The sequence below is a fragment of the Streptomyces sp. G7(2002) genome (assembly GCF_028870195.1).
Lineage (GTDB): Bacteria > Actinomycetota > Actinomycetes > Streptomycetales > Streptomycetaceae > Streptomyces > Streptomyces nigrescens.
Map to the genome: position 1 here is coordinate 5705368 of NZ_CP102609.1, position 22433 is coordinate 5727800.

The 22433-nt window shown below is 72.2% G+C and carries 20 protein-coding genes; 14 read left to right on the plus strand and 6 right to left on the minus strand.

The window, feature by feature from the left end; translation table 11 throughout:
* Positions 1-2: 2 nt before the first annotated feature.
* Positions 3-638, minus strand: coding sequence for a GNAT family N-acetyltransferase (locus NUT86_RS24250; RefSeq protein WP_274737511.1), 636 nt, complete (start codon positions 636-638; stop codon positions 3-5).
* Positions 639-737: 99 nt separating this feature from the next.
* Here NUT86_RS24250 and NUT86_RS24255 point away from each other — a divergent pair, with 99 nt between their 5' ends.
* From NUT86_RS24255 to NUT86_RS24275, 5 genes are all read left to right on the plus strand, one after another.
* Complete coding sequence (locus tag NUT86_RS24255) at positions 738-1829, plus strand: ATP-binding cassette domain-containing protein (RefSeq protein WP_446750782.1); 1092 nt, start codon at positions 738-740, stop codon at positions 1827-1829.
* Entirely contained in the window at positions 1826-2872 is a 1047-nt protein-coding gene (locus tag NUT86_RS24260; protein WP_274737513.1) for an ABC transporter permease, read from the plus strand. The genes NUT86_RS24255 and NUT86_RS24260 overlap by 4 nt, the downstream gene beginning before the upstream one ends.
* 850 nt (positions 2873-3722) lie before the next feature.
* Positions 3723-6005 carry an RNA degradosome polyphosphate kinase gene (locus tag NUT86_RS24265; RefSeq protein ID WP_148591045.1) on the plus strand — a complete coding sequence of 761 codons (2283 nt, stop codon included), beginning with the start codon at positions 3723-3725 and terminating at the stop codon, positions 6003-6005.
* Positions 5968-7281: a CHAD domain-containing protein gene (locus NUT86_RS24270; RefSeq protein WP_274737514.1), complete on the plus strand. Its 1314-nt coding sequence runs from the start codon at positions 5968-5970 to the stop codon at positions 7279-7281. Before NUT86_RS24265 ends, NUT86_RS24270 begins: the two co-directional genes overlap by 38 nt.
* Before the next feature lie 84 nt (positions 7282-7365).
* On the plus strand, positions 7366-7785 hold the full coding sequence (locus NUT86_RS24275; RefSeq protein ID WP_148591049.1) for an NUDIX hydrolase: 420 nt from the start codon (positions 7366-7368) through the stop codon (positions 7783-7785).
* A 30-nt stretch (positions 7786-7815) separates the two neighbouring features.
* Here the strand turns inward: NUT86_RS24275 and NUT86_RS24280 are convergent, their stop codons facing one another.
* Positions 7816-8025: a hypothetical protein gene (locus tag NUT86_RS24280; RefSeq protein WP_159486816.1), complete on the minus strand. Its 210-nt coding sequence runs from the start codon at positions 8023-8025 to the stop codon at positions 7816-7818.
* Between the two features lie 194 nt (positions 8026-8219).
* Here NUT86_RS24280 and NUT86_RS24285 point away from each other — a divergent pair, with 194 nt between their 5' ends.
* The gene (locus NUT86_RS24285) at positions 8220-9560 is read left to right on the plus strand and encodes a hypothetical protein (protein ID WP_159486815.1); all 1341 of its coding nucleotides are present in this window, start codon (positions 8220-8222) and stop codon (positions 9558-9560) included.
* A 75-nt stretch (positions 9561-9635) separates the two neighbouring features.
* Here the strand turns inward: NUT86_RS24285 and NUT86_RS24290 are convergent, their stop codons facing one another.
* Positions 9636-10643: an aldo/keto reductase gene (locus NUT86_RS24290; RefSeq protein ID WP_274737515.1), complete on the minus strand. Its 1008-nt coding sequence runs from the start codon at positions 10641-10643 to the stop codon at positions 9636-9638.
* Between the two features lie 197 nt (positions 10644-10840).
* Between NUT86_RS24290 and NUT86_RS24295 the strand changes: the two genes are divergently transcribed.
* Positions 10841-11704: a helix-turn-helix transcriptional regulator gene (locus NUT86_RS24295; protein WP_159486813.1), complete on the plus strand. Its 864-nt coding sequence runs from the start codon at positions 10841-10843 to the stop codon at positions 11702-11704.
* Between the two features lie 140 nt (positions 11705-11844).
* Here the strand turns inward: NUT86_RS24295 and NUT86_RS24300 are convergent, their stop codons facing one another.
* Positions 11845-12681 carry a class I SAM-dependent methyltransferase gene (locus NUT86_RS24300; RefSeq protein ID WP_274737516.1) on the minus strand — a complete coding sequence of 279 codons (837 nt, stop codon included), beginning with the start codon at positions 12679-12681 and terminating at the stop codon, positions 11845-11847.
* A 177-nt stretch (positions 12682-12858) separates the two neighbouring features.
* Between NUT86_RS24300 and mshA the strand changes: the two genes are divergently transcribed.
* Together mshA and NUT86_RS24310 are read left to right on the plus strand one after the other, a co-directional pair.
* The gene (mshA, locus tag NUT86_RS24305; RefSeq protein WP_026169653.1) at positions 12859-14229 is read left to right on the plus strand and encodes a D-inositol-3-phosphate glycosyltransferase; all 1371 of its coding nucleotides are present in this window, start codon (positions 12859-12861) and stop codon (positions 14227-14229) included.
* Positions 14222-14785 carry a YbjN domain-containing protein gene (locus NUT86_RS24310; RefSeq protein WP_202466922.1) on the plus strand — a complete coding sequence of 188 codons (564 nt, stop codon included), beginning with the start codon at positions 14222-14224 and terminating at the stop codon, positions 14783-14785. Before mshA ends, NUT86_RS24310 begins: the two co-directional genes overlap by 8 nt.
* Positions 14786-14927: 142 nt before the next feature.
* On the opposite strand, the gene NUT86_RS24315 is transcribed toward NUT86_RS24310, so the two are convergent.
* A complete protein-coding gene (locus NUT86_RS24315; RefSeq protein WP_274737517.1) occupies positions 14928-16325 on the minus strand; it encodes an MDR family MFS transporter in 1398 nt (465 codons plus the stop codon).
* Between the two features lie 270 nt (positions 16326-16595).
* Between NUT86_RS24315 and NUT86_RS24320 the strand changes: the two genes are divergently transcribed.
* From NUT86_RS24320 to NUT86_RS24330, 3 genes are all read left to right on the plus strand, one after another.
* The gene (locus NUT86_RS24320; protein ID WP_018089773.1) at positions 16596-17357 is read left to right on the plus strand and encodes a phosphoglyceromutase; all 762 of its coding nucleotides are present in this window, start codon (positions 16596-16598) and stop codon (positions 17355-17357) included.
* A 226-nt stretch (positions 17358-17583) separates the two neighbouring features.
* A complete protein-coding gene (locus NUT86_RS24325) occupies positions 17584-18279 on the plus strand; it encodes a DUF4232 domain-containing protein (RefSeq protein WP_274737518.1) in 696 nt (231 codons plus the stop codon).
* A 216-nt stretch (positions 18280-18495) separates the two neighbouring features.
* Positions 18496-18744, plus strand: a complete 249-nt coding sequence (locus tag NUT86_RS24330) for an SCO4226 family nickel-binding protein (protein WP_274737519.1) — start codon at positions 18496-18498, stop codon at positions 18742-18744.
* A 405-nt stretch (positions 18745-19149) separates the two neighbouring features.
* Here the strand turns inward: NUT86_RS24330 and phoU are convergent, their stop codons facing one another.
* Positions 19150-19827 (minus strand): phosphate signaling complex protein PhoU, encoded by a 678-nt coding sequence (gene phoU / locus NUT86_RS24335; RefSeq protein ID WP_018089770.1) that lies wholly within the window; start codon positions 19825-19827, stop codon positions 19150-19152.
* Positions 19828-20362: 535 nt separating this feature from the next.
* Between phoU and NUT86_RS24340 the strand changes: the two genes are divergently transcribed.
* Both NUT86_RS24340 and NUT86_RS24345 read left to right on the plus strand, forming a co-directional pair.
* A complete protein-coding gene (locus tag NUT86_RS24340; protein ID WP_274737520.1) occupies positions 20363-21631 on the plus strand; it encodes a sensor histidine kinase in 1269 nt (422 codons plus the stop codon).
* Entirely contained in the window at positions 21628-22308 is a 681-nt protein-coding gene (locus tag NUT86_RS24345; RefSeq protein WP_018089768.1) for a response regulator transcription factor, read from the plus strand. The genes NUT86_RS24340 and NUT86_RS24345 overlap by 4 nt, the downstream gene beginning before the upstream one ends.
* Positions 22309-22433 lie beyond the last annotated feature (125 nt).

Consider the following 22433-nt stretch of genomic DNA (forward strand, 5'->3'; position numbering starts at 1 on the left):
CCCTACTCCTGCCGGTCCTCCTGCCGGCCCGACCGCCGCTCCTCCCGCCGGTCCCGCCACTCGCGCGCCAGCATCGCGTAGATGACCTCGTCGCTCCACTCCCCGTCGAGGAACTCGTTCTCCCGCAGATGGCCCTCCCGGCGCATCCCCAGCCGTTCGAGCAGCCGGGCCGAGGCGGTGTTGCGCCCGTCCAACTCGGCCTGAATGCGGTGGAGTTGCAGCTCCTCGAAGCCCAGCTTCAGCAGTGCCCGGCTCGCCTCGGTGGCGTAGCCGTGGCCGGTGTGGGCGGGGTGGAAGACATAGCCGATGCCGCCCTGGCGGTGCTCGCGGCTGTTCCAGACGAAGGTGACATCGCCGACCAGGGTGCCTGTCTCACGGACGACGACGGCGAGCTGGAGGAAGTCGCCGGACGCGCGCAGCGTCGTACGCGTGGCCTTGTCGGCGACGGAGGCCCGGGATGCGGCCTCGTCGTGCGGGCCCCAGTAGAGGTAGCGGCAGACCTCGGGGAGGTGCTGGTAGGCGTGGATCGCCGCGAAGTCGTCGTCGGTGACCGGGCGCAGATCCAGGCGTTCGGTGCGTATCGGATAGGCGGGGGTGTACGGCAATGGTGGGTTCGTGGGTGCGGAAGAGGTGGCCACCCGCGCAGCGTAGGCAGCGGAGGTTGACAGGTGCAGCCCATTTCCCCCACCCTTTCACTACTTAATTAGTGGAATGACTCGGGGGGTGGGATGCGGCCGATGACCAAGGACCAGGTGACCGGCCGGGCCTCGGGGCGTACCGCCATCGAGGCGGTGGGCCTCGGCAAGCGGTACCGCCGCCGCTGGGCGCTGCGCGACTGCACCTTCCGGCTTCCGGCCGGCCGTATCTGCGCGCTGGTCGGGCCCAACGGCGCGGGCAAGAGCACCCTGCTCTCGCTCGCCTCCGGGCTGATCCGCCCCCGCGAAGGAGCCGTACGGGTCTGGGGCGAGGCCCCGGCAGGCGCCTCGGCGCGCGCCCGGGTCGCCCACCTCACCCAGGACAAGCCGCTCTACCCCCGGCTGACGGTCGCCGAGACCCTGCGGCTGGGCCGTGAGCTCAACCCCGGCCGCTGGAACGGGCGGTGCGCCGAGCGGATCGTCCGGGACGGCCACCTCTCCCTCGACGCCCGGGTCGGCACCCTCTCCGGCGGGCAGCGCACCCGCCTCGCGCTCGCCCTCGTCTTCGCCAGGAGCCCCGAACTCCTGCTGCTCGACGAGCCGCTGGCCGGCCTCGACCCGCTCGTACGGCACCGGATGACCGCACTGCTGCTGGCCCAGGCCGCCGAGCACGGCACCACCGTCGTGCTGTCGTCGGACCTGCTCGCCGAGCTCGACGGGGTCTGTGACTATCTGCTGGTGCTGGGCGGCGGCCGGGTGCGGCTCGCGGGTGAGGTCGATGACGTCATCGGGGCGCACGCCCTGGTGATGGGGCAGCGACGGGGCGGGGCGCTGCCGCCCGAGATCGCCGCGCATCCGGTCGTCGAGGCGCAGCTGTCGGGGCGTCACTTCACCGCGGTCGTACGGCGGAAGGGCCCGGTCGCCGCCGGGCCCTGGGAGGTCGCGGAGCCGTCCCTGGAGGAGCTTCTGCTCGCCTATCTGCGCGCGCCCGACGCACCCGACCTGATCGCGCCGAGCGCGGAAGTGGCCTCGGCGCCGTTGCGCCGCCGGCCCGGCAACAAGCCCGGCATCCCCGGTATGCCGCGCAACGGGCCGCCCGGCCCGGCAGGCCTGCGGGGCGCCTGGAAGAGCCCGCCGGACAGCGCACCACGCACACGGCACATCCAATACAGCGGCAAGGGAGCGGCGGCATGAGCACCACAGCACACCTCGGGGCGAACGGGACCGGCCCCACCGCGGGCGACCCGGGCGGGGCCCGGGAGCCGGGCGTCCACGGCCCGCTGGGCGGTCTCGTCTGGCTGGTCCGGCGGCAGCACCGGCTGTTCTTCGGCCTGCTGCTCGCCGCCGCGGCCGGCGGTGCGGTCTGGTGCGCGGTGCTGCGCGGCCGGGCGGCCGCGTTCATCGACGCCCATCACATCGACGGCTGCTCGATGATCTCGCTCGTCGCGCGCTGCGACGGCACCCAGGATGCGGTCGTCGAATTCCGCAACACCTACGGACCGGCCCTGCAACTCGCCGAGGCGGGGCTGCTGTTGCTGCCCGTACTGATCGGCCTGTTCCTCGGCGCACCGCTGATCGCCCGCGAGCTGGAGGCCGGCACCCACAAGCTCGTACTGACCCAGTCGGTCGGCCCGCTGCGCTGGCTGGCGGCGAAGACCGCACTGCCCGCGCTGGTGGTGCTGGCCGTCACCACGGCGCTCTCGGCGGTGTTCGCCTGGCTCTGGCAGGTCGTCGGCGACGAGGTCTCCGGCTCCTACTGGTACTCCACCCTCGACTTCGCCGCGCTCGGCCCGGTGCCGGTCGCCTACTCCCTGCTGGCCCTGGCGGTCGGGGTGCTGGCCGGTCTGCTGCTGCGCCGTACGGTGCTGACGATGGGCGTGACGCTGGGCGCGATGGTCCTGCTCCAGGTGGCGCTCAAGCAGCTCAGGCCGTATCTGATGCCGTCCGGGAGCACCGAGTTCGGGCCCAAGGAGTCGGCCCAGCTGCCGGACAACGCCTGGCTCGTGGGGCAGGGGTACTACACCCGCTCCGGCGACCATCTGCCCATGGAGGTCTGTGACTCCGCCGGCGACCAGGAGTCCTGTCTGCGCAGCCACGATGTGGTGGGCCAGTACATGGACCACCACCCGGCATCGCACCACTGGCCGCTGGCATGGATCGAGAGCGGAATCGTCCTCGCACTGACGGCGGTACTGACCGTGCTCGCTTTCCGGGTGATGCGCCGCCGGCACGGCTGAAACTCCGCCCTATATCCCGGCGGCCGCCTGCCCTTCCCGGCCCATTCCGTGATTTCCCCTCCCGCCCCCCTTAGCCGTGGTCATGGTCATTCCGCTCCCCGGGAATTCCGGCTCCGCCACGGAAAGGCCGGGAGGGGAATCGGCGGTGGCGCCGGGGGCCGCTCCTGGAAGGGGAAACGGCAGCGGCGCCGCCGGGGTCCGCTCCCGGGAGAGGCACCGACCGCCGACCGCTGCCCGCCGACCACCGACCGCCGCCCCCCGGCAGACCCGGGAGGGCGCAGCACGGCGCGACGCCGGCAGCACCGGCCACGGCACCCCAACCACGGCACCCCAGGTATTCCCCGTCAGCTCGCCCCCCGCCGGCCCCCCCCGCCGGAATGCCGGGGAATGCAGAACCCGGACGTCCCTGGCCGCATTCCCCCAAGATCCCCCGACCGCATTCCCTGCCGTCCCCCGTTCGCATTCCCCGCCACCCCCCGCCCGCATTCCACAAGCTCACCGTCCACCACGCCTTGATCAAGAAATCCGGCGCATTTCTCCCGGCTCACCGGACGTGTTACAAAGGCAGCCCAGGGGGAAGTACCTGGGACGCGGCCCGCCGATCGGCCTCCGGCCCCGGCCTCCGAGCCCCGCCGCCCCGGCGTGGTGACCGGCCCCGGCCGACCCGAAAACCCCTGGGAGTAGCACCCCGCTTGCCTGTCCGCCATATCCGCGTTACCGGCGATTCAAAGTCGCTTGCGAGCATCGCTGAATGCAGCCCGCTGTGCCGAACGTCCCGAACCCGAGGCTCCGTCTCGCGCCGCCACCTCCTGACGCGCCTGGATGCCCCGGAACGCGGAAGAATAAGGCCATGAACCAGCAGCCCAGCGCTCAGGCACAGATCCAGCCCGAGATGCCCACCACGAAGCCCCCGCAGGCCCCGGCCCCCTCGGCCCAGCCTTCCGTGGGCTCCATCGCCGCGCACCGCCCGCAGGCGGTCCGGGGCACGGTGCCCGGCCTGGAGCCCGACCTGGACGCCGATCCCGATGCGTACGAGGACGAGGGCGTGGTGGGCGCGGACGGCGAGGAGCTGCCCAGTGGCCGGTTCCTGGACCGCGAGCGGAGCTGGCTGGCCTTCAACGAGCGGGTGCTGGAACTGGCCGAGGACCCGGCCACGCCCCTCCTCGAACGGGCGAACTTCCTGGCGATTTTCGCCAGCAACCTGGACGAGTTCTTCATGGTCCGGGTCGCGGGACTGAAGCGACGGATAGCCACCGGCGTCGCCACCCGCTCCGCGTCCGGGCTGCAGCCCCGTGAGGTGCTGGACCTCATCTGGACGCGCTCGCGCGAGCTCATGGCCCGGCATGCCGCCTGCTTCCAGCAGGACATCGCCCCCGAGCTCGCTGACCAGGGCATTCATCTGATCCGCTGGCCCGAGCTGACCGAGAAGGAGCAGGCCCGCCTGTTCACCCTCTTCCGCCAGCAGATCTTCCCGGTGCTCACGCCCCTGGCCGTGGACCCCGCGCACCCCTTCCCGTACATCTCCGGCCTTTCGCTGAATCTGGCCGTCGTCGTACGCAACCCGGTCAGCGGCCATGACCACTTCGCGCGGGTCAAGGTGCCGCCGCTGCTCTCCCGCTTCCTGGAGGCCTCCCCGCAGCGCTACGTCCCCATCGAGGACGTCATCGCCGCCCACCTGGAGGAGCTGTTCCCGGGCATGGAGGTGCGCGCGCACCACATGTTCCGGGTGACCCGCAACGAAGACCTGGAGGTCGAGGAGGACGACGCGGAGAACCTCCTCCAGGCACTGGAGAAGGAGCTGATGCGGCGGCGCTTCGGACCGCCGGTCCGCCTGGAGGTCGAGGAGTCCATCGACCCCGCCGTGCTCGACCTGCTCGTCCAGGAACTGAAGATCTCCGACGCCGAGGTCTACCCGCTGCCCGGCCCGCTGGACCTGACCGGCCTCTTCGGGATCGGCGCCCTGGACCGGCCCGAGCTGAAGTACCCGAAGTTCGTCGCCGGCACCCACCGCGACCTCGCCGAGGTGGAGTCCGCCTCCGCTCCCGACATCTTCGCCGCCCTGCGCTCCCGGGATGTCCTCCTCCACCACCCCTACGACTCCTTCTCCACCTCCGTCCAGGCGTTCCTGGAGCAGGCCGCCGCCGACCCGGACGTGCTCGCGATCAAGCAGACGCTCTACCGCACCTCCGGTGACTCGCCGATCGTGGACGCCCTGATAGACGCCGCGGAATCCGGCAAGCAGGTCCTCGTCCTCGTCGAGATCAAGGCCCGCTTCGACGAGCAGGCCAACATCAAATGGGCGCGGAAGCTGGAGGAGGCCGGCTGCCATGTCGTCTACGGCCTGGTCGGGCTCAAGACGCACTGCAAGCTCTCGCTCGTCGTCCGCCAGGAAGGCGAGATGCTGCGCCGCTACTCCCATGTGGGGACCGGCAACTACCACCCCAAGACGGCGCGGCTGTACGAGGACCTCGGGCTGCTGACCGCCGACCCCCAGGTCGGCGCCGACCTCTCCGACCTCTTCAACCGGCTCTCCGGCTACTCGCGCCGCGAGACCTACCGCCGTCTCCTGGTCGCCCCCAAGTCCCTGCGGGACGGCCTGATCCAGCGGATCGACAAGGAGATCGCGAACCAGCGCGCTGGCCGGCCCGCCTACGTCCGTATGAAGGTCAACTCGATGGTCGACGAGGCCGTCGTCGACGCGCTCTACCGCGCCTCCCAGGCCGGTGTGCCGGTCGACGTCTGGGTCCGCGGCATCTGCGCGCTCCGGCCGGGCGTCACGGGCCTGAGCGAGACCATCCGGGTCCGCAGCATCCTCGGCCGCTTCCTCGAACACTCCCGGGTGTTCATCTTCGGCAACGGCGGGGAGCCCGAGGTGTGGCTGGGCAGCGCCGACATGATGCACCGGAATCTGGACCGCCGGATCGAGGCACTGGTGCGGGTCGCCGACCCGGCGCACCGCGCCTCCCTCAACCGGCTGCTGGAGCGGGGGATGTCGGATTCCACCTCGTCCTGGCACCTCGGCCCGGACGGCGACTGGACCCGGCACGCGGTGGACGCGGACGGCGCGCCGCTGCGCAACGTACAGGAAATGCTCATTGACGCCCGGAGGCGCCGGCGTGGCCCAGCGACATGACCAGCCGACCGGAGGGCCGGCGGGTCGCACCGGAATCGGATACGAGCCCGGCGGGGCGCCCGGAGCCCGTTCCGCGGTGGTGGACGGGCCGTACGGGGGGAACGACGGCATGTACGGGCCGGACGACGCCCCGTACGCACCGATGACGGCCTCCCGCAGCGGCGACGACGGCACCGACCGCGGCGCCGCCCCCGACATCGGGGCCGACCTCGCCTCCCATATGGCCGACGAGGTGCTCGCCGACTATCTGCACCAGCAGTCCGCGGACTTCCTGCGCAGTCTGCGGCTGCACCGGGAGAGCGGTTCGGACGCCGAGGGCGCCGGTGAGGCCGCCCGGCAGCTGCGCCGCGCCGCCCGCCGGATCAGCGCCACCCTGCACACCTTCCGGCCACTGACCGAGGAGGCCTGGGCCGACCAGCTCCGCTCCGAGCTGGGCTGGCTGTCCGGCACCCTGGCCCGCGAACAGGCCTGCGCGGCCCGCCGCGAACGGCTGATGGCGGCCCTGCAGCGACTGACCGGCCGCGGACCCGAACGCGGCGACCGCGGGGACCGGACGGGCCGGGGGGAGCGGGGCAAACGGGGGGACCGTACGACCACGGGCTCGTCCACCGGCCCGGCCACCCCCTCCGCTTCCTCCGCTCCCTCCACCGACCCGGACCCCGACGGCGCCCTGTCGGCCGGTGCGGCGCGCGCCGGGGCGCTGCTGGACCGCCAGCTCACCCTCGCCCGCACCCGCGCCCACTCCGCCGCCCTGCAGGCCCTGGGCTCCTCCCGCTTCCACGCCGTCGCCGACTCCGTGGCGGTGCTCGCCTCCGAGGCGCCGCTGGCCCGTACGGCCGCCGAGCTCCCGGCCGACGAGGCGCTCCCGCCGCTCGTCGAGCAGGCGCACCGGCGGCTCACGGAGGCGGTCGCCGCGCTGCCGCTGTCCCGCGCGGGCTACCCGTACAACGCCGCGGCGCTCGCCGCCGACCAGCGCCAGGACGCGCCCTGGCACCAGGTCCGGATGCTGGTGCGGCTCAGCCGCTACGCCCGGGAGCTGATCGCGCCGGAGGCCGGCGACCTCCTGCTCGCGGAGGCCGGCCGGGCACTGGAGTGGCACCGGGACGCCGCCGAGGCCGCCGCAGCCGCCGCCGCGGCGGCCCGCACCCCCCGCATCGCCCCGGCCACCGCCTACGCCCTGGGCGTGCTGCACGCCGACCAGCGGCACGAGGTGGAGGCGGCCCGCTTCGCCTTCGGCCGCGTCTGGCTGCCGCGGACACCGGACCGCAAGGGCTGAGGAGGCGGAGGGACATGAACGCGCGGACGGGGCGCGGCCGGGCTGGGAGAGTGGCCCCATGACCACACGGAAAGGGGTGCCGAGGTGACGTCCCCGCAGAGGCCGGTACGGGCCGCGGGCTGCGTTCTGTGGCGCCGCGCCACGACCGAGGACGGGCTGGAGATCGCCCTCGTCCACCGCCCGAAGTACGACGACTGGTCGCACCCCAAAGGCAAGCTGAAGCGCGGCGAGGACGCGCTGGCCGGAGCGGTGCGCGAGGTCGCGGAGGAAACCGGCATGGACTGCCGCCCCGGCGCCCCCCTGCCCACCTCCTACTACAACGCCAACGGCCGCCCCAAGACCGTCCGTTACTGGGCCGCCGAAGCCTTGGCCGGCGCCTTCACCCCCAACACCGAGGTCGACCGCCTGGAATGGCTCTCCCCCACGGAGGCCCGCCACCGCCTCACCCAGGAACGCGACCGGCCTCTGGTGGATGCGTTGCTGGCGGCGTTGCATTTGGCGTGAGGCCACCGGGCGCCGTGCCGGGCCGGGCATTCACCGGTATGTCGCCTCCTGCGCGGTCTTCCGCAGGGCAATCGCCCGCTCCAACTGGATCGCGTACAGCTCCATCTGCCCCGGGGTCATGACGAGGACGGAGGGTTCCGTCCCGCCGTCGCGGTAGTGGATGGTCACCGGCAGCGCAGCCTGCTGTGCGCGGGCGTCGTAGCTGAGGTCCCGCTGATCGATGGTGACGTGTGAGCTCACGGTGTGTCTCCTCGATGGGGTCGAGTGGGAACCCCGTCGCCCCTGCCCGGGGGCGGGTGCGAACGGGGCCGTCAAGCAGCCGGCGGAGGAAACCTCCCGACGGCTGGTATTCACTCAACTCCCTTACCGCGCACTGGGTAAGGGAGCAGAGTGGAGAGACGGTTGAACTGGTTGAACGCTCGGGGGTCCACGAGATGGCACCACGATCAAGAACGCCGAACCTCGCGCTCGCCGGCCTCATGCGGGAGGGCGGAATCGGAAACGCGCAGCTCGCGCGGGCAGTGAACCGGGCGGCCGCAGAACTCGGGGTGACGCTGCACTACGACAAATCGTCGGTGTCCCACTGGCTGAAGGGCTCCGTGCCGAAGAAGGAGGCGCGCGACGCGGTCGCCGAGGCGCTCTCACGACTTCTGAAGCGCCCCGTGAGCCCGGTCGACGCCGGACTCGGTGCCGGCACCGACCCGGACGAACCGGCGGACATCGCGGCGGGAGTGATGGATTTGGGCAGGGCCGACATGGACCCCTCCCGGCGCGCGGTACTCGGCGCCGGACTGTACTCGGCAGCGCTGGTCGTACCGGGCTTCGATGCCGTCGCCGGGAGGGCCGAAGCGACGCCCGCCGGCCGTACGGTGCGGATCGGCATGGGCGACATCGAGACCGTCCGGAAGATGACGGAGAACATCGCGGACATCCTCGATGATCTCGGCGGAGCGCACGCCCGGCCGATGGCCGCCGCCTTCCTCGTCAACACCGTCGGCCCCTACCTGAAGGCCGACGGCACGGAGGAAGCCCGGAAAGCGATGCGGTCGGCCGCCGCCGATCTGGTCTACCTCACGGGCTGGATGGCCATGTACGAACGGGAACACCGCATCGGACAGCGGTACTACGTCAAGGCACTCAAGCTCGCCGGCGCCGCCGAGGACCACCTCACCTACTGCCGCACCCTGCGAGGCATGGCGTTGCAGGCCTCCCACCTCGGCCACGGCGCGAAATCCCTCGAACTGGCCGACTCCGCCGCCGAAGCCGCACCCGTCGCGGGCCCTCGCCTGACCGCGTTCCTCCGGGGGCAACAGGCGCACGGCGCCGCGATGGTGCAGGACCGCCGCCAGGCATTCACCCGGCTACGGGAGACCGAAGAGGCCCTGTCGCAGGCGGATGGCCGTAACGACCACATCGGCGGCTACGACCGTGCCGCCTACGAGTTCCACGTCGCGCACGTGCTGTGGGAACTGGGCGACCGCTCGGAGTCGGTCCGGGCGCTACGCCGTTCGAACCGCTTCCGGCCGTCGGCGGAGCGCCAAGGACGCCTGCACACCAACGGACTTCTGGCCAGGCGCCTCCTTGCCATGCGCCATGTGGAGGAGTCGTGCGAGGCATGGGACCGCTTCCTGGACGACTACACCGGAACCTCCGGAGCCCGCGGCGACGAGCACTTCGCCACCCTGCGGGACGGACTGCGCCCGTATCGTCAGCTTCCCGCCGTGCGCCAACTGTCCGAACGGGCACAGGAGGTGGCGCGGCTCAAGGCCGCGTAGGCCCCGGCATTTGCCGCGGTACAACTCCACATCACAGAAATCACTCTCATTGGCGCACTACCCTCCGGGAGCAGGTCACCGCCTCCGCAACGAAGCATCCGTGATCGCCGGCGGCAGGTAGTAGGCGTCGGCCCGGTTGAGGTCGGTGCCCGGGGGCACGATGGTGTCGATGCGGTCCAGGATGTCCGCGCCGAGGGTGACCTCGGAGCCGTCCAGCATGCTGTCGAGCTGGTCGAGGGTGCGCGGGCCGATGATCACGGACGTCACGGCGGGGTGGGAGCGGACGAAGGCGGTCGCCAGGTGGGGCAGGGGCAGGCCGGCCTCCGCGGCGACCTTGGACAGGGCGCGGACCGCCTCGGCCTTCCGGGCGTTCTCGGGGATCGAGAGGTCGAACTTCTGGGTCTCCAGGCCGGCCCGTGAACTGGCCGAGAGATCGCGGCCGGACAGCCAGCCGGCGCTGAGCGGGCCCCAGGTCAGCACGCCCATGCCGTAGCGCTGGGCGGTCGGCAGCACCGCGTTCTCCACCCCGCGCGCCAGCATCGAGTACGGCGGCTGTTCGGTGCGGAAGCGGAGGTGACCGCGGCGCTCGGCGGTCCACTGCGCCTCGACGATCTGCTCGGCGGGGAAGGTCGAGGAGCCGATCGCCCGCACCTTTCCGGCGCGTACCAGGTCGGAGAGGGCGGAGAGCGTCTCGTCGATATCGGTCGTCGGGTCGGGGCGGTGCATCTGGTAGAGGTCGATGTAGTCGGTGCCCAGACGGCGCAGGCTGTCCTCCACCGCCCGCACGATCCAACGCCGTGAACTGCCACTGTGGTTGGCGTCCGGGCCCATGGAGCTGACGGCCTTCGTGGCCAGTACGACGTCCTCGCGGCGTCCCTTGAGAGCCTTGCCGACGATCTCCTCGGACTCGCCCGCGGCGTACACGTCCGCGGTGTCCACGAAGTTGATACCGGCGTCCAGCGCGCGGTGCACGATCCGTACGCAGTCGTCATGATCGGTGTTGCCCCAGGCGCCGAGCATCATCGCGCCGAGCGCGTACTCGCTGACCGAGATGCCGGTACCGCCGAGGATTCTGCGCTGCATGAGGTGCTCCTTCTGCGAGGTGTCGAGGTCTCGGGGTCGTCCCGCACGGCGTCCCCGGGGGCGTGCCGGAGCGGACTCCGGGGCGCCCCGGAGGCGTCCGGGCACCACCTTGCTGTCCGTACGGGGAGCGGACCAGGCCCGTCGCATCCTGGGCCGGCGGGAACCACCCAACCGGCCGTGCGTCGCATACTGGACCGATGCTGTACGCGGAAATCGAGATCAGCTCGTTCCTCAAGGCGCGCCGCGCGGCGCTCGACCCGGCCGACCTCGGCCTGCCCGGCGGGGTGAACCGGCGCCGGGTGCGCGGACTGCGGCGCGAGGAGGTCGCCCAGCTCGCCGGCATCAGCGTCGACTACTACACCCGGATCGAGCAGGGCCGGGCGCCCGCCATCTCCGACTCCGTCCTGGACGCCATCGCGCGGGCGCTGCGGCTGTCCGGCGGCGAGGTGACGTATCTGCGCAATATCGCCGTGCCCCGGCGCCCGGGAGCGGACTGCGCCGCCGGTGCCGCGCCCGGACGGACCGTACGCCCCGAGATCCGGCAGGTCCTGGACGCGATGGGGGCCACCGTCCCGGCCATGGTGGTCGGCCGCGGACTGGACATCCTGGCCTGGAACACGCTGGGCGCCCGGATCGCCTTCGACCTGGAGGCGCTCGCCCCGGACCGGCGCAACACCGCACTGCTGGTCTTCCTCGACCCGGCGGCGCGCGCCCTGCACCCGGACTGGGAGGCGAAGGCCGAGGAGGTGGTCGGCAATCTGCGCGCCGACAGCGGCCGGCACCCCGACGACCCGCGGATCTGCGAGGTGGTCAATGAACTCCTCGCCCACAGCCCGGACTTCCGGCGGATCTGGGAGACGCAGTCGGTGCACGAGTGTCTGCGCGGCACCAAGCGGATCCTGCATCCGCGCGTGGGCGAGCTCGATGTGACCTTCGAGAGCTTCCGGCTGAGCACCGACCCGGATCAGGCGCTGGTGACGTACACGGCCCCGCGCGGCTCGGAGACGGAGCGGCGCATCCGGGAGCTGGGGGCGCTGACGGACCCGGTGCTGACCGCGTAAGGCGACGGCCCGGTGCTGACCGCGTAAGGCGACGGACCCGGTGCGGACCGCGTAAGCCGTGGCCGACGCGTAGGGCGTGGCCGACGCGTAGGGCGTGGCTGACGCGTAGGGCGTGTCCGTGAAGTCCCACGACGGCGCGCTCAGCTCCTGGGGGCCAGTGCCTCCCACCGCACGGTGACCTCTCCCTGGCGGCGGCGCCGCGGGTCGCCGGTCAGCGGCCAGTCGGTGGCGAGCGCCGCCACGGCGGCCCGCCAGCGCTGGCGGGCGCCCAGCGCGCCCAGCGGGGCGGCGGTGGCCCAGGCGCGGTCGAAGTCCCGGAGGAAGGCATGCACCGGTTCGCCCGGCACATTGCGGTGGATCAGCGCCTTCGGGAGGCGTTCTGCCAGGTCGGAGGGCGTGTGGAGGGCGCTGAGGCGGGCGGCGAAGGTGACCGTGCGCGGCCCCTCGGGGCCCAGCGCCACCCAGACGTGCCGCCGCCCGATCTCGTCGCAGGTGCCCTCGACCAGCAGCCCGCCGGGCGCCAGCCGGGCGCACAGCCGCCGCCACACGGCGGCCACCTCGTCCTCGTCGTATTGCCGCAGCACATTCGCGGCCCGGATGAGGATGGGCGCCCGCGTCCGCTGACCCGGCAGCGGCACCTCGAAGCCGCCGTGGACGAAGTCCAGCCCCGGCTGCTCATAGGCCCGCGCGGCCGCGACCCGCGCCGGGTCGATCTCGATGCCGACGACCCGGGCGTCCGGCCGGACCGTACGCAGCCGGCCCAGCAGTTCCACCGCGGTCCAGGGCGCGGCGCCGTAGCCGAGGTCGACCGCGACGGGGTCGGCGGCGCGGCGCAGCACGGCGCCGTGTTCCGCGGCGATCCAGCGGTCCATACGGCGCAGCCGGTTGGGGTTGGTGGTCCCGCGGGTGGCGTTTCCGACGGGTCGGGACGGTGCGGTGGCCGGGGCGGCGGCAAGGGCGGAGGGGCGGCGGGCCATGCCATCGAGAGTATGGGGTGGCCGCGGGTACGCCGCCCCAGAGGTCCCGCCGGACCCCGCTTGGTCACGCTTTGGCAAAGTACGCGGAGCGCGTGCCGGACGGAAATGGATCGCCGGGGTCCGTTGTTGGACGGGTTCGGAGGCGCGCCGCCCGCCCCGCCTAGGAGGTAGTTCGACGTGAGCCAATACGTGTCCCGGCTCCGCAGTCGTTCCCATGGCCAGTTCCCGGGCCAGGCCCGGCTGCGGCTGCCCGGCAGCGCGCGCCGCCCGCGCCGGGTGGCGATGCTCAGCGTCCACACCTCCCCGCTGCACCAGCCCGGCACCGGCGACGCCGGCGGCATGAACGTCTACATCGTCGAGCTGGCCAAGAAGCTCGCCTCGATCAACATCGAGGTGGAGATCTTCACCCGCGCCACCACCGGCACCCTCCCGCCCGCCGTCGAGCTCGCCCCCGGCGTTCTCGTACGGCATGTGGACGCCGGTCCGTACGAGGGCCTGGCGAAGGAGGAGCTGCCCGCCCAGCTGTGTGCCTTCACCCATGGCGTGATGCAGGCCTGGGCCGGCCACCGCCCCGGCTACTACGACCTGGTGCACTCCCACTACTGGCTCTCCGGCCATGTCGGCTGGCTGGCCGGCGAGCGCTGGGGCGTCCCGCTGGTGCACGCCATGCACACCATGGCGAAGGTCAAGAATGCCGCGCTGGCCGTAGGTGACACCCCCGAGCCGGCCGCCCGGGTGATCGGCGAGACCCAGATCGTCCGGGCCGCGGACCGGCTGATAGCCAACACCGCCGAGGAGGCGGACGAGCTCGTACGGCATTACGAGGCCGAGCGCGGCAAGGTCGCCGTCGTGCACCCCGGCGTCAACCTCGACCGCTTCCGGCCCACCGGCGGTGAGGTCGCCGAGAGCCGGGCCGCCGCCCGCGCCCGCCTCGGCCTGCCGCAGGACGCGGTCATTCCGCTCTTCGCCGGCCGCATACAGCCGCTGAAGGCCCCCGACATCCTGCTGCGTGCGGCCGCCGCGCTGCTGGCCGAGGACCCCTCGCTGCGCTCCCGTCTGGTGGTGCCCGTGGTCGGCGGGCCCAGCGGCAGCGGGCTGGCCAAGCCCGAGGGCCTGCAGAAGCTGGCCGCCCGGCTCGGTATCGCGGATCTGGTGCAGTTCCGCCCGCCGGTCGGCCAGGAACAGCTCGCCGACTGGTACCGCGCCGCATCCGTGCTGGTCATGCCCTCGTACAGCGAATCCTTCGGTCTGGTCGCCATCGAGGCCCAAGCCTGTGGCACGCCTGTCATCGCGGCCGCGGTCGGCGGTCTGCCGGTGGCGGTGCGCGACGGCGTCAGCGGTTTCCTCGTCGCCGGCCATGACCCGGCCGACTACGCCCGTGCCCTCGCCCGCTTCGTCGCGGACCCGGCCCTGCCCGCCCGGATGGGCACCGACGCCGCCCGCCACGCCCAGTCCTTCGGCTGGGACACCGCCGCCGCGGCGACCGGCGACGTCTACACCGACGCCATGCAGGAGCACCGCCGTCACCTACGATCGCTCCATGGGTGACACGGGCGAGGAGCACGGTGTGAGCGAGACGGGCAAGGGGAGGGCCGGGACGGCCGTGGCCGCCGGTGCGACCGCGCAGACCGTGATCGAGCAGACGCTGAAGGACGCCGGCCTCGAATGGGAAACCCCCTCCGACGGCACCTACGTCATCAAGCTCCCCGGCACCCGCAAGCTCTCCACGACCTGCTCGCTCATCGTCGGCAGGCACTCCCTCTCCATCAACGCCTTCGTCGTCCGCCACCCCGACGAGAACCACGAGGCCGTGCACCGCTGGCTCCTCGAACGCAACACCCGCCTCTACGGCGTCAGTTACGCGATCGACAAGCTCGGCGACATCTACCTCGTGGGCAAGCTCCCGCTGGCCGCCGTCACCCCCGACGAACTCGACCGCATCCTCGGCACGGTCCTGGAGAACGCCGACGGCAGCTTCAACACCCTGCTGGAGATGGGCTTCGCCACGGCGATCCGCAAGGAGTACGCCTGGCGGGTGTCCCGCGGTGAGTCCACCCGCAACCTCGACGCCTTCGCGCATCTGACCCAGCGGCCTTCCGTCTAGCCGTACGACGGGCGAGGTCCAGCCGTACGGTGGGCGGGCCGGCGGTGCGGTCAGGGCCGGCGGTGCGGTCAGGGCCGGGCCGGGCGGGGGAGCGGAGCGAATTCCGCGACCACACCAGGGCCCGGGCGCCTCGACTGCCCCGTCACGCCACCGGCTCCGACGGCTCCTGCGCGGCCGTGGCCGAGGCCGCTTGCCCCTTGGCCGTGGCCGACTGCACCGGTGCCGTGGCCGACTGCCCCGCTGCCGTGACCGCCTGACTCCCGGCCACCGCCCCAGCCCCCGCGCCCGTCTGCGCCGGCAGACCCCGGAGCAGGAGCCCATATCCCAGCGCGGCCAGCGTGCCGATAGCCGCGCAGCCCGCCCACAGGGCATCGGCGCCGTAGTGGTCGATCACCAGACCGCCCAGCAGAGGGGCCGTCAGGGAGGCGACGGACCACGACAGGGAGTACATGCCCTGGTAGCGGCCGCGGCCGTGCAGCGGGGACAGGCGCACCACCAGGCCCATCTGGGTGGGGGAGTTGATGATCTCGCCGAGGGTCCAGACGGTGACGGCGACCGCGTACATGGCGACCGAGCCGGCCAGCGCGGTCAGCCCGAAGCCGTAGCCGGCGAGCAGGGCGGAGCCGATGAGGAGCATGGCCGGGCTGCGCTGTTCGATGAAGCGCGTCACCGGGATCTGCAACAGCACGACGAGGACGCCGTTGACCGCGATGACCATGCCGAAGTCGGTGCTGGAGAAGCCGTCCTGACCCATCGACACGGGCATCGAGACATAGGCCTGCTGGAAGAGCAGGGCGAGCAGCAGGTTGAGGCCGACGACGGTCATGAACCGGCCGTCGCGCAGGACGGTCAGCATGGAGACCGGTGCGGGGGCCGGGCCGCCGCCGTCGGCGTCGTCCGGCCCGCCCGGTGTGCCCGGGGTGGGGCGTGATTCCGGGAGCTTCCAGAAGACGACCAGCGCACAGGCCAGGACGAGCGCGGCCTCGCCCAGGAAGAGGGTCAAGTAGCCGTGCTCGGCGATGAGTCCGGCGGCGGTGGAGGAGATGGCGAAGCCGAGGTTGATCGCCCAGTAGTTGAGGGAGAAGGCGCGGACGCGGTCCTCGGGGGCGACGATGTCCGCCATCATCGCCTGGACGGCGGGGCGGGAGGCGTTGGTCGCCAGGCCGACCAGGCCCGCCACCGCCGCGATGGCGACCGGGTCCGTCATGAAGCCGAGCAGCGCCACGGACGCCGCCGTCGACAGTTGCGCGATCAGCATCGTGGGCCGGCGGCCGAGACGGTCGGCCATGACCCCGGCGCCCACGGACGAGATCACTCCGCCCAGGCCGTAGAGCGCGGCCACCAGGCCCGCGTACGAGGCCGAATAGCCACGCTCGACGGTCAGATAGAGGGCGAGGAAGGTCGCGACGAAGGCGCCCAGCCGGTTGATCAGGGTGCTGGTCCACAGCCACCAGAACTGCCGGGGGAGGCCGGAGACGCTCTCCACGACGGCTTGCCGGAGACCGGCCCGCCTGGTGGGCCCGGATGTGGATGCGGACATGACATTTCCCCCGTCGAATGGTCAGGCGGTGCGTGGCAGGGAGGCGGGCAGTCAGGGAGGCGGGCGGTGCGGCCGCGCCCCGGGCGCCGTAAGGGTGGGCGACGGGACGCGGAAGAGATGCGTGTGTAAGTGGCGCGAGCGACTGTCGCACCCTACTGAGGGACCGGCTCCGGTCGCCACTCAATTGACGGGAAGCGTCAAACGCCGTCGGGAAGCCCACGTCCTGGACCGGCGAAGGGCCGGTTCCGGATGTCGATTACGCTCGACGCCATGGCCGACGCACCGTACAAGCTGATCCTCCTCCGCCACGGCGAGAGCGAGTGGAATGCGAAGAACCTGTTCACCGGCTGGGTGGACGTCAATCTCAACGAGAAGGGCGAGAAGGAGGCAGTCCGCGGCGGAGAGCTGCTCAAGGACGCCGGCCTGCTCCCCGACGTAGTGCACACCTCCCTCCAGAAGCGCGCCATCCGCACCGCGCAGCTGGCCCTGGAGTCCGCCGACCGGCACTGGATCCCCGTCCACCGCAGCTGGCGGCTGAACGAGCGCCACTACGGTGCGCTGCAGGGCAAGGACAAGGCGCAGACGCTGGCCGAGTTCGGCGAGGAGCAGTTCATGCTCTGGCGCCGCTCGTACGACACCCCGCCGCCCGCGCTCGACCGTGACGCCGAGTACTCCCAGTTCTCCGACCCGCGCTACGCCGGCCTCCCGCCGGAGCTGCGCCCGCAGACGGAGTGCCTCAAGGACGTCGTCGTCCGCATGCTCCCGTACTGGTTCGACGGCATCGTCCCGGACCTCCGCGCCGGAAAGACGGTCCTGGTCGCCGCGCACGGCAACAGCCTGCGCGCCCTGGTCAAGCACCTCGACGGCATCTCCGACGAGGACATCGCCGGCCTGAACATCCCCACCGGCATCCCGCTCGCCTACGAGCTGGACGCCGACTTCCGCCCGGTCAAGCCCGGCGGCACCTACCTCGACCCGGAGGCCGCCAAGGCCGCCATCGAGGCAGTGAAGAACCAGGGCAAGAAGAAGTAGGCCCGACGCTTCCGAGCCCCCTGCCTGCGGATTTTCCGGCGGGCGGGGGGCTCGGTGCTGCACTGGGCTCCAGGCCGCCCGCGGCTCGGCCTCACCCGTTCGCGCGGTTCGTTTGCGGGACGTGAGTGAGGCGTTTCCGGAACGTCAGCGGCCCCGGGAAAGGTGGTGTCCACACCGCGGGAACGGCCGAAGAAATTCCCGCACGAAACACAGGGGGACCCCGATCATGCGTACTTCCCGGATTCGTACCGCCACCCTGGCCGCCGTCACCGCCGCACTGGCGCTGGGCCTGACCGCTTGCGGCGGCGCCGACGGCGGCTCGAAGGCGGCGGGCGGCGACAGTGGTGCCGCCGCTATCGCGCAGAGCCCGTCCGCGTCCAACGGGGACGGCAAGGGCGGCACGCAGGCCAACAGCGGCGGTGACGCCAAGGAGGGCGCGGCTTCGACGACCGCGTCGGGCGGGACGGGCGAGGCCGGGAGCAAGGGCACGACGGCCGGCGCCCAGCAGTGCCGCGGCGACGAGATGCTGCTCACTGCGGTGCACCGGTTCGCCGGGCAGCAGGGCGACCACCTGCTGGTCACCGCGTCGAACAAGGGCACCAAGCCCTGCTGGGTCACCTCGTACCCGGCCGTGAAGCTCGGCGACGTCGACGGCACCGCACTGCCGCACTCGAAGAAGGACAACGCGGGCGGCGGCAAGCAGATCACGCTCCAGCCCGGCGGCAAGGCATACAGCGCGGTGAACCTCTTCGACTACGGCTCGAAGAACCACACGGCGCAGTCGTTCTCCCTCGCGCTGCGCGGCGCGGACGGTCACGACGGCCCCTTCTACTCCGTCGACATCAAGGGCGAGAAGCCGCAGTTCACCTGGAACGAGGCCGACGTGCTGAACTGGAACACCAAGAAGCCGTACGACATCTGACCGCCCGTGGGCCGGTGACCGGGTTCAGGGCGGCGGCCGGGGAGCCGGCCCCGGGGAGTTCGGCTGCAAGAGTCGCATCCGGCCGGGCCGGGTGCGGCCGCGCACCGGGAGCGGAGCTGTGCGGGCGAAGCCCGCGGCCTCCGGGGGCAGCATGGAGGGAGGGGCGCAGGGGAGCGCCGGGGGCACTGATCGTCTGCAACCGGAAGGATGAGCCCGATGCCCAAGTTCATGGACATCCATCACGGTATGAAGGGCCTCACGGCCGACCAGCTCAACGAGGCACACCGGGCCGACCTCGCCATTCAGGGCGAGGAAGGCGTGACCTTCGAGCACGCCTGGGCCGACACCGAGTCCGGTGAAGTGTTCTGTCTGTCGGAAGCGCCGTCGGCGGGAGCGGTGCAGCGCATCCACGAGCGCGCCGGCCACAAGGCGGACGAGATCCATCCGCTGTCGCTCATCGTGTGACCCGGCCCGGCGGCGGCCCCTGAGGGGAGACCCGCAGCTCAGGAATACGGCGGCGGCCCCGACCGGAAGAAGTCCGGTCGGGGCCGCCGTGGCGCTGTGCCGTCGAGGTCGCTAGCAGCCGCCGCCGCACTGGCACGGTCCGCCCGACTGGCAGCCGCAGCTGCAGCCGGGGCCGCAGCCACAGGCGCCGAGCAGGGGGAGCCGCGGGCGCTCGACAGCCGTCGGGGCGTCGTGAGCCGCGGTGTTCGGGGAGTCCGCCATGGGTGCCATGCATTGCCTCCTAGGGGTCACCTGCCGCCCATTGCAAGCCCGGGTGACGAGGCGCGTCAACGGCGCGTGGAAGCACACGTCAACGGCGCACGGTGGCTCATGGGGCGGACTCGTTCCCTCCGCCCGCCGCTGTCGCTATGCGCCCTCGACCGCCGTCGGCGGGGCGATCTCGTCGGCGTGCTCGCCGGTCACCAGGTAGACGACCCGCTTGGCGACGGAGACCGCGTGGTCCGCGAAGCGCTCGTAGTAGCGGCCCAGCAGGGTCACGTCCACGGCCGTCTCGATGCCGTGCTTCCAGCGGTCGTCCATCAGGTGCTGGAAGAGCGTGCGGTGCATGGTGTCCATCGCGTCGTCGTCCTGCTCCAGCTGCAGCGCGAGGTCGACGTCCTTGGTGATGATGACCTCGGCGGCCTTGGCCATCAGGCGCTGCGCCAGCTGCCCCATCTCCAGGATGGTGGCGTGCAGGTCCTGCGGAACGGCCGTCTCCGGGAAGCGCAGCCGGGCCAGCTTGGCCACGTGCTGGGCCAGGTCGCCGGAGCGCTCCAGGTCGGCGCTCATCCGCAGCGAGGTGACGACGATCCGCAGGTCGGTGGCGACCGGCTGCTGCCGCGCCAGCAGGGCGATCGCCCGGGCCTCCAGGTCGCGCTGGAGGTCGTCGACCTTCTCGTCGGCGGCGATGACGTTCTCGGCCAGCTTGAGGTCCGCGTCGAGTATCGCCGTGGTGGCGCGCCCGATCGCGGAGCCGACGAGCCGGGCCATCTCGACCAGGCCCTCGCCGATCGAATCCAGCTCCTCGTGGTACGCGTCCCGCATCTGTGACCTTCTCTCGCTTCGATGTGGTGGTGTGGCGTGGGTGGGGGAGGTGGAACGGGGTGCAGGGTGACCTGTGCCCACGCTCTCACGGCCGGTGCCCGCGCGGCCGTACCCCGGAGAGATGCTCCGCGGAGCCGGTACTCCGCGGTGCCGTGCTCCGGAGGCGCTCTCGCCCGCGGTCGCTCAGGGTGTCCGGTCGCGCCGGTGCGGAACCGATCCGGCACCCGCACCCTCACCCTGCGGGCAGCGCGCGACCTGCGGTGCCACCGGGGGTGAACCGGTGCCGACGTGAAGGTGAACTCTGGGCGACGCAATCGCCGCCCGCGGACCGGCCGGGCGGTTCACCTGGCCCCGCCCCGGACCAGCGGCCCGCTCGCGCCGGTTTCCCTAGGGACATCCGGTGGGCGGCCGCACGCTTCGCACCGGCCTCCGGAGTGAACCCGCGCGGACGCCACGGTGAACTCTGGGCGACGGCTGTTCGAGCAGGGCCTCGCACGGCTGGGGAAGTGTCCGACCCGGCGCATAACCTGGAGTCATGAACGTGGATGCGGCCGTCGCCGCAGTGGCAGCGATCGCCGGGCTGTGCACCGGCGTCTTCGCCATGCTGGCGTTCCGCTGGAGCGAGCGCGACCAGGCCAAACCCACCCGCAGCTCGCTGCACACGGACGCCGTGCTGCCGCCCGGGGTCGACACCGTGCTCTCGGTGCTCCGCTCCTCCGCCGTGGTCCTCGACGAGGCCGACGCCGTCGTGAAGGCCAGCTCCGCCGCGTACGCCCTCGGGCTGGTCCGCGGCGGCAAGCTCGCCGTCGAGCCGATGATGCAGATGGCCCGCGACACCCGCAGGGACGGCGAGATACGCCAGGTCGAGCTGGATCTCCCGCGCCGCGGCACCGGCCGCGGCGACGCCCTCGCGGTCTCCGCCCGAGTCGCCCCGCTCGGCTCCCGGCTCGTCCTGCTGCTGGTCGAGGACCTCACGGAAGCCCGCCGCATAGAGGCGGTCCGCCGCGACTTCGTGGCCAACGTCAGCCATGAGCTCAAGACACCCGTCGGCGCCCTGTCGCTGCTCTCCGAGGCCGTGATGGACGCCAGCGACGACCCCGAGGCCGTCGAGCGCTTCGCCGGCCGGATGCAGAACGAGGCCACCCGCCTGACCAACCTCGTCCAGGAGCTCATCGACCTCTCCCGGGTGCAGAACGACAACCCGCTGGAGGACGCCGAGCCGGTCCGGGTCGACGAGCTGGTCGCCGAGGCGGTGGACCGCTGCCGCCAGCAGGCCGGCGCGAAGCAGATCACCATGGCCGCCGGAGGCACCGCCGACCTGCATGTCTGGGGCAATCGGGGCCAGCTCGCCGCGGCCCTGGGCAATCTCGTCGAGAACGCCGTCAACTACTCCCCGGCGCGCACCCGCGTCGGGATCGCCGGACGCCATGTCTCCGCGCCCGGTGGCGACCTGATCGAGATCGCGGTGACCGACCAGGGCATCGGGATATCCGAGAAGGACCGGGACCGCGTCTTCGAGCGGTTCTACCGTGTCGACCCGGCGCGCTCGCGCGCCACCGGCGGGACCGGCCTCGGCCTCGCCATCGTCAAGCATGTGGCCGCCTCGCACGGCGGGGAGGTCACGGTGTGGAGCGCTGAGGGACAAGGCTCCACCTTCACCCTGCGTCTCCCGGAAGCCGGGTCCGTACGCGACCGCGAACGGCCCGCCGACCTCTCCACGGAGGGCCTCGACGACGAGGACCGCCCGTACGAGACCTTCAACGATCCGCTCCCTGCTCACCCAGCCCCGGAGGTCCTTCCGTGACCCGAGTGCTTGTCGTCGAGGACGAGGAATCGTTCAGCGACGCACTGTCTTACATGCTCCGCAAGGAGGGCTTCGAGGTCGCCATCGCGGCTACGGGCCCTGACGGACTGGACGAGTTCGAGCGCAACGGCGCCGATCTCGTGCTGCTGGACCTGATGCTGCCCGGCCTGCCCGGCACCGAGGTCTGCCGCCAGCTGCGCGGCCGCTCCAACGTCCCGGTCATCATGGTGACCGCCAAGGACAGCGAGATCGACAAGGTCGTCGGCCTGGAAATAGGAGCCGACGACTACGTCACCAAGCCCTTCTCCTCCCGTGAACTGGTCGCCCGTATCCGCGCCGTGCTGCGCCGCCGCGGCGAGCCGGAGGAGGTCGCCCCGCAGGCCCTGGAGGCCGGGCCGGTCCGGATGGACGTGGACCGCCATGTCGTCACGGTCGCCGGCGGCAAGGTCGATCTGCCCCTGAAGGAGTTCGACCTCCTGGAGATGCTGCTGCGCAACGCCGGCCGGGTGCTGACCCGTATGCAGCTCATCGACCGGGTCTGGGGCGCCGACTACGTGGGCGACACCAAGACCCTGGACGTGCACGTCAAGCGGCTGCGCGCCAAGATCGAGCCCGACCCGGGCGCCCCCCGCTACCTCGTCACGGTCCGCGGCCTGGGCTACAAGTTCGAGCCGTAAACCGTCCGTGCGGCAGGCCGTGCACCGCTGAGCCGCAGCGCAGCGGTGCGTCGCCGTGTGCGGCCGCGGCAGTACGCGTCAGGGGCGCCCCTCCGATCCGGAGGGGCGCCCCTGACGCGTAGTGG

Excerpts from the sequence above, each read along its gene's own strand:
- NUT86_RS24255 (WP_446750782.1), top strand. The coding sequence starts at position 738 with ATGACCAAGGACCAGGTGACCGGCCGGGCCTCGGGGCGTACCGCCATC.
- NUT86_RS24260 (WP_274737513.1), top strand. The coding sequence starts at position 1,826 with ATGAGCACCACAGCACACCTCGGGGCGAACGGGACCGGCCCCACCGCG.
- NUT86_RS24265 (WP_148591045.1), top strand. The coding sequence starts at position 3,723 with ATGAACCAGCAGCCCAGCGCTCAGGCACAGATCCAGCCCGAGATGCCC.
- NUT86_RS24285 (WP_159486815.1), top strand. The coding sequence starts at position 8,220 with ATGGCACCACGATCAAGAACGCCGAACCTCGCGCTCGCCGGCCTCATG.
- NUT86_RS24290 (WP_274737515.1), bottom strand. The coding sequence starts at position 10,643 with ATGCAGCGCAGAATCCTCGGCGGTACCGGCATCTCGGTCAGCGAGTAC.
- NUT86_RS24295 (WP_159486813.1), top strand. The coding sequence starts at position 10,841 with ATGCTGTACGCGGAAATCGAGATCAGCTCGTTCCTCAAGGCGCGCCGC.
- NUT86_RS24300 (WP_274737516.1), bottom strand. The coding sequence starts at position 12,681 with ATGGCCCGCCGCCCCTCCGCCCTTGCCGCCGCCCCGGCCACCGCACCG.
- NUT86_RS24310 (WP_202466922.1), top strand. The coding sequence starts at position 14,222 with ATGGGTGACACGGGCGAGGAGCACGGTGTGAGCGAGACGGGCAAGGGG.
- NUT86_RS24315 (WP_274737517.1), bottom strand. The coding sequence starts at position 16,325 with ATGTCCGCATCCACATCCGGGCCCACCAGGCGGGCCGGTCTCCGGCAA.
- NUT86_RS24320 (WP_018089773.1), top strand. The coding sequence starts at position 16,596 with ATGGCCGACGCACCGTACAAGCTGATCCTCCTCCGCCACGGCGAGAGC.
- NUT86_RS24325 (WP_274737518.1), top strand. The coding sequence starts at position 17,584 with ATGCGTACTTCCCGGATTCGTACCGCCACCCTGGCCGCCGTCACCGCC.
- NUT86_RS24330 (WP_274737519.1), top strand. The coding sequence starts at position 18,496 with ATGCCCAAGTTCATGGACATCCATCACGGTATGAAGGGCCTCACGGCC.
- phoU (WP_018089770.1), bottom strand. The coding sequence starts at position 19,827 with ATGCGGGACGCGTACCACGAGGAGCTGGATTCGATCGGCGAGGGCCTG.
- NUT86_RS24340 (WP_274737520.1), top strand. The coding sequence starts at position 20,363 with ATGAACGTGGATGCGGCCGTCGCCGCAGTGGCAGCGATCGCCGGGCTG.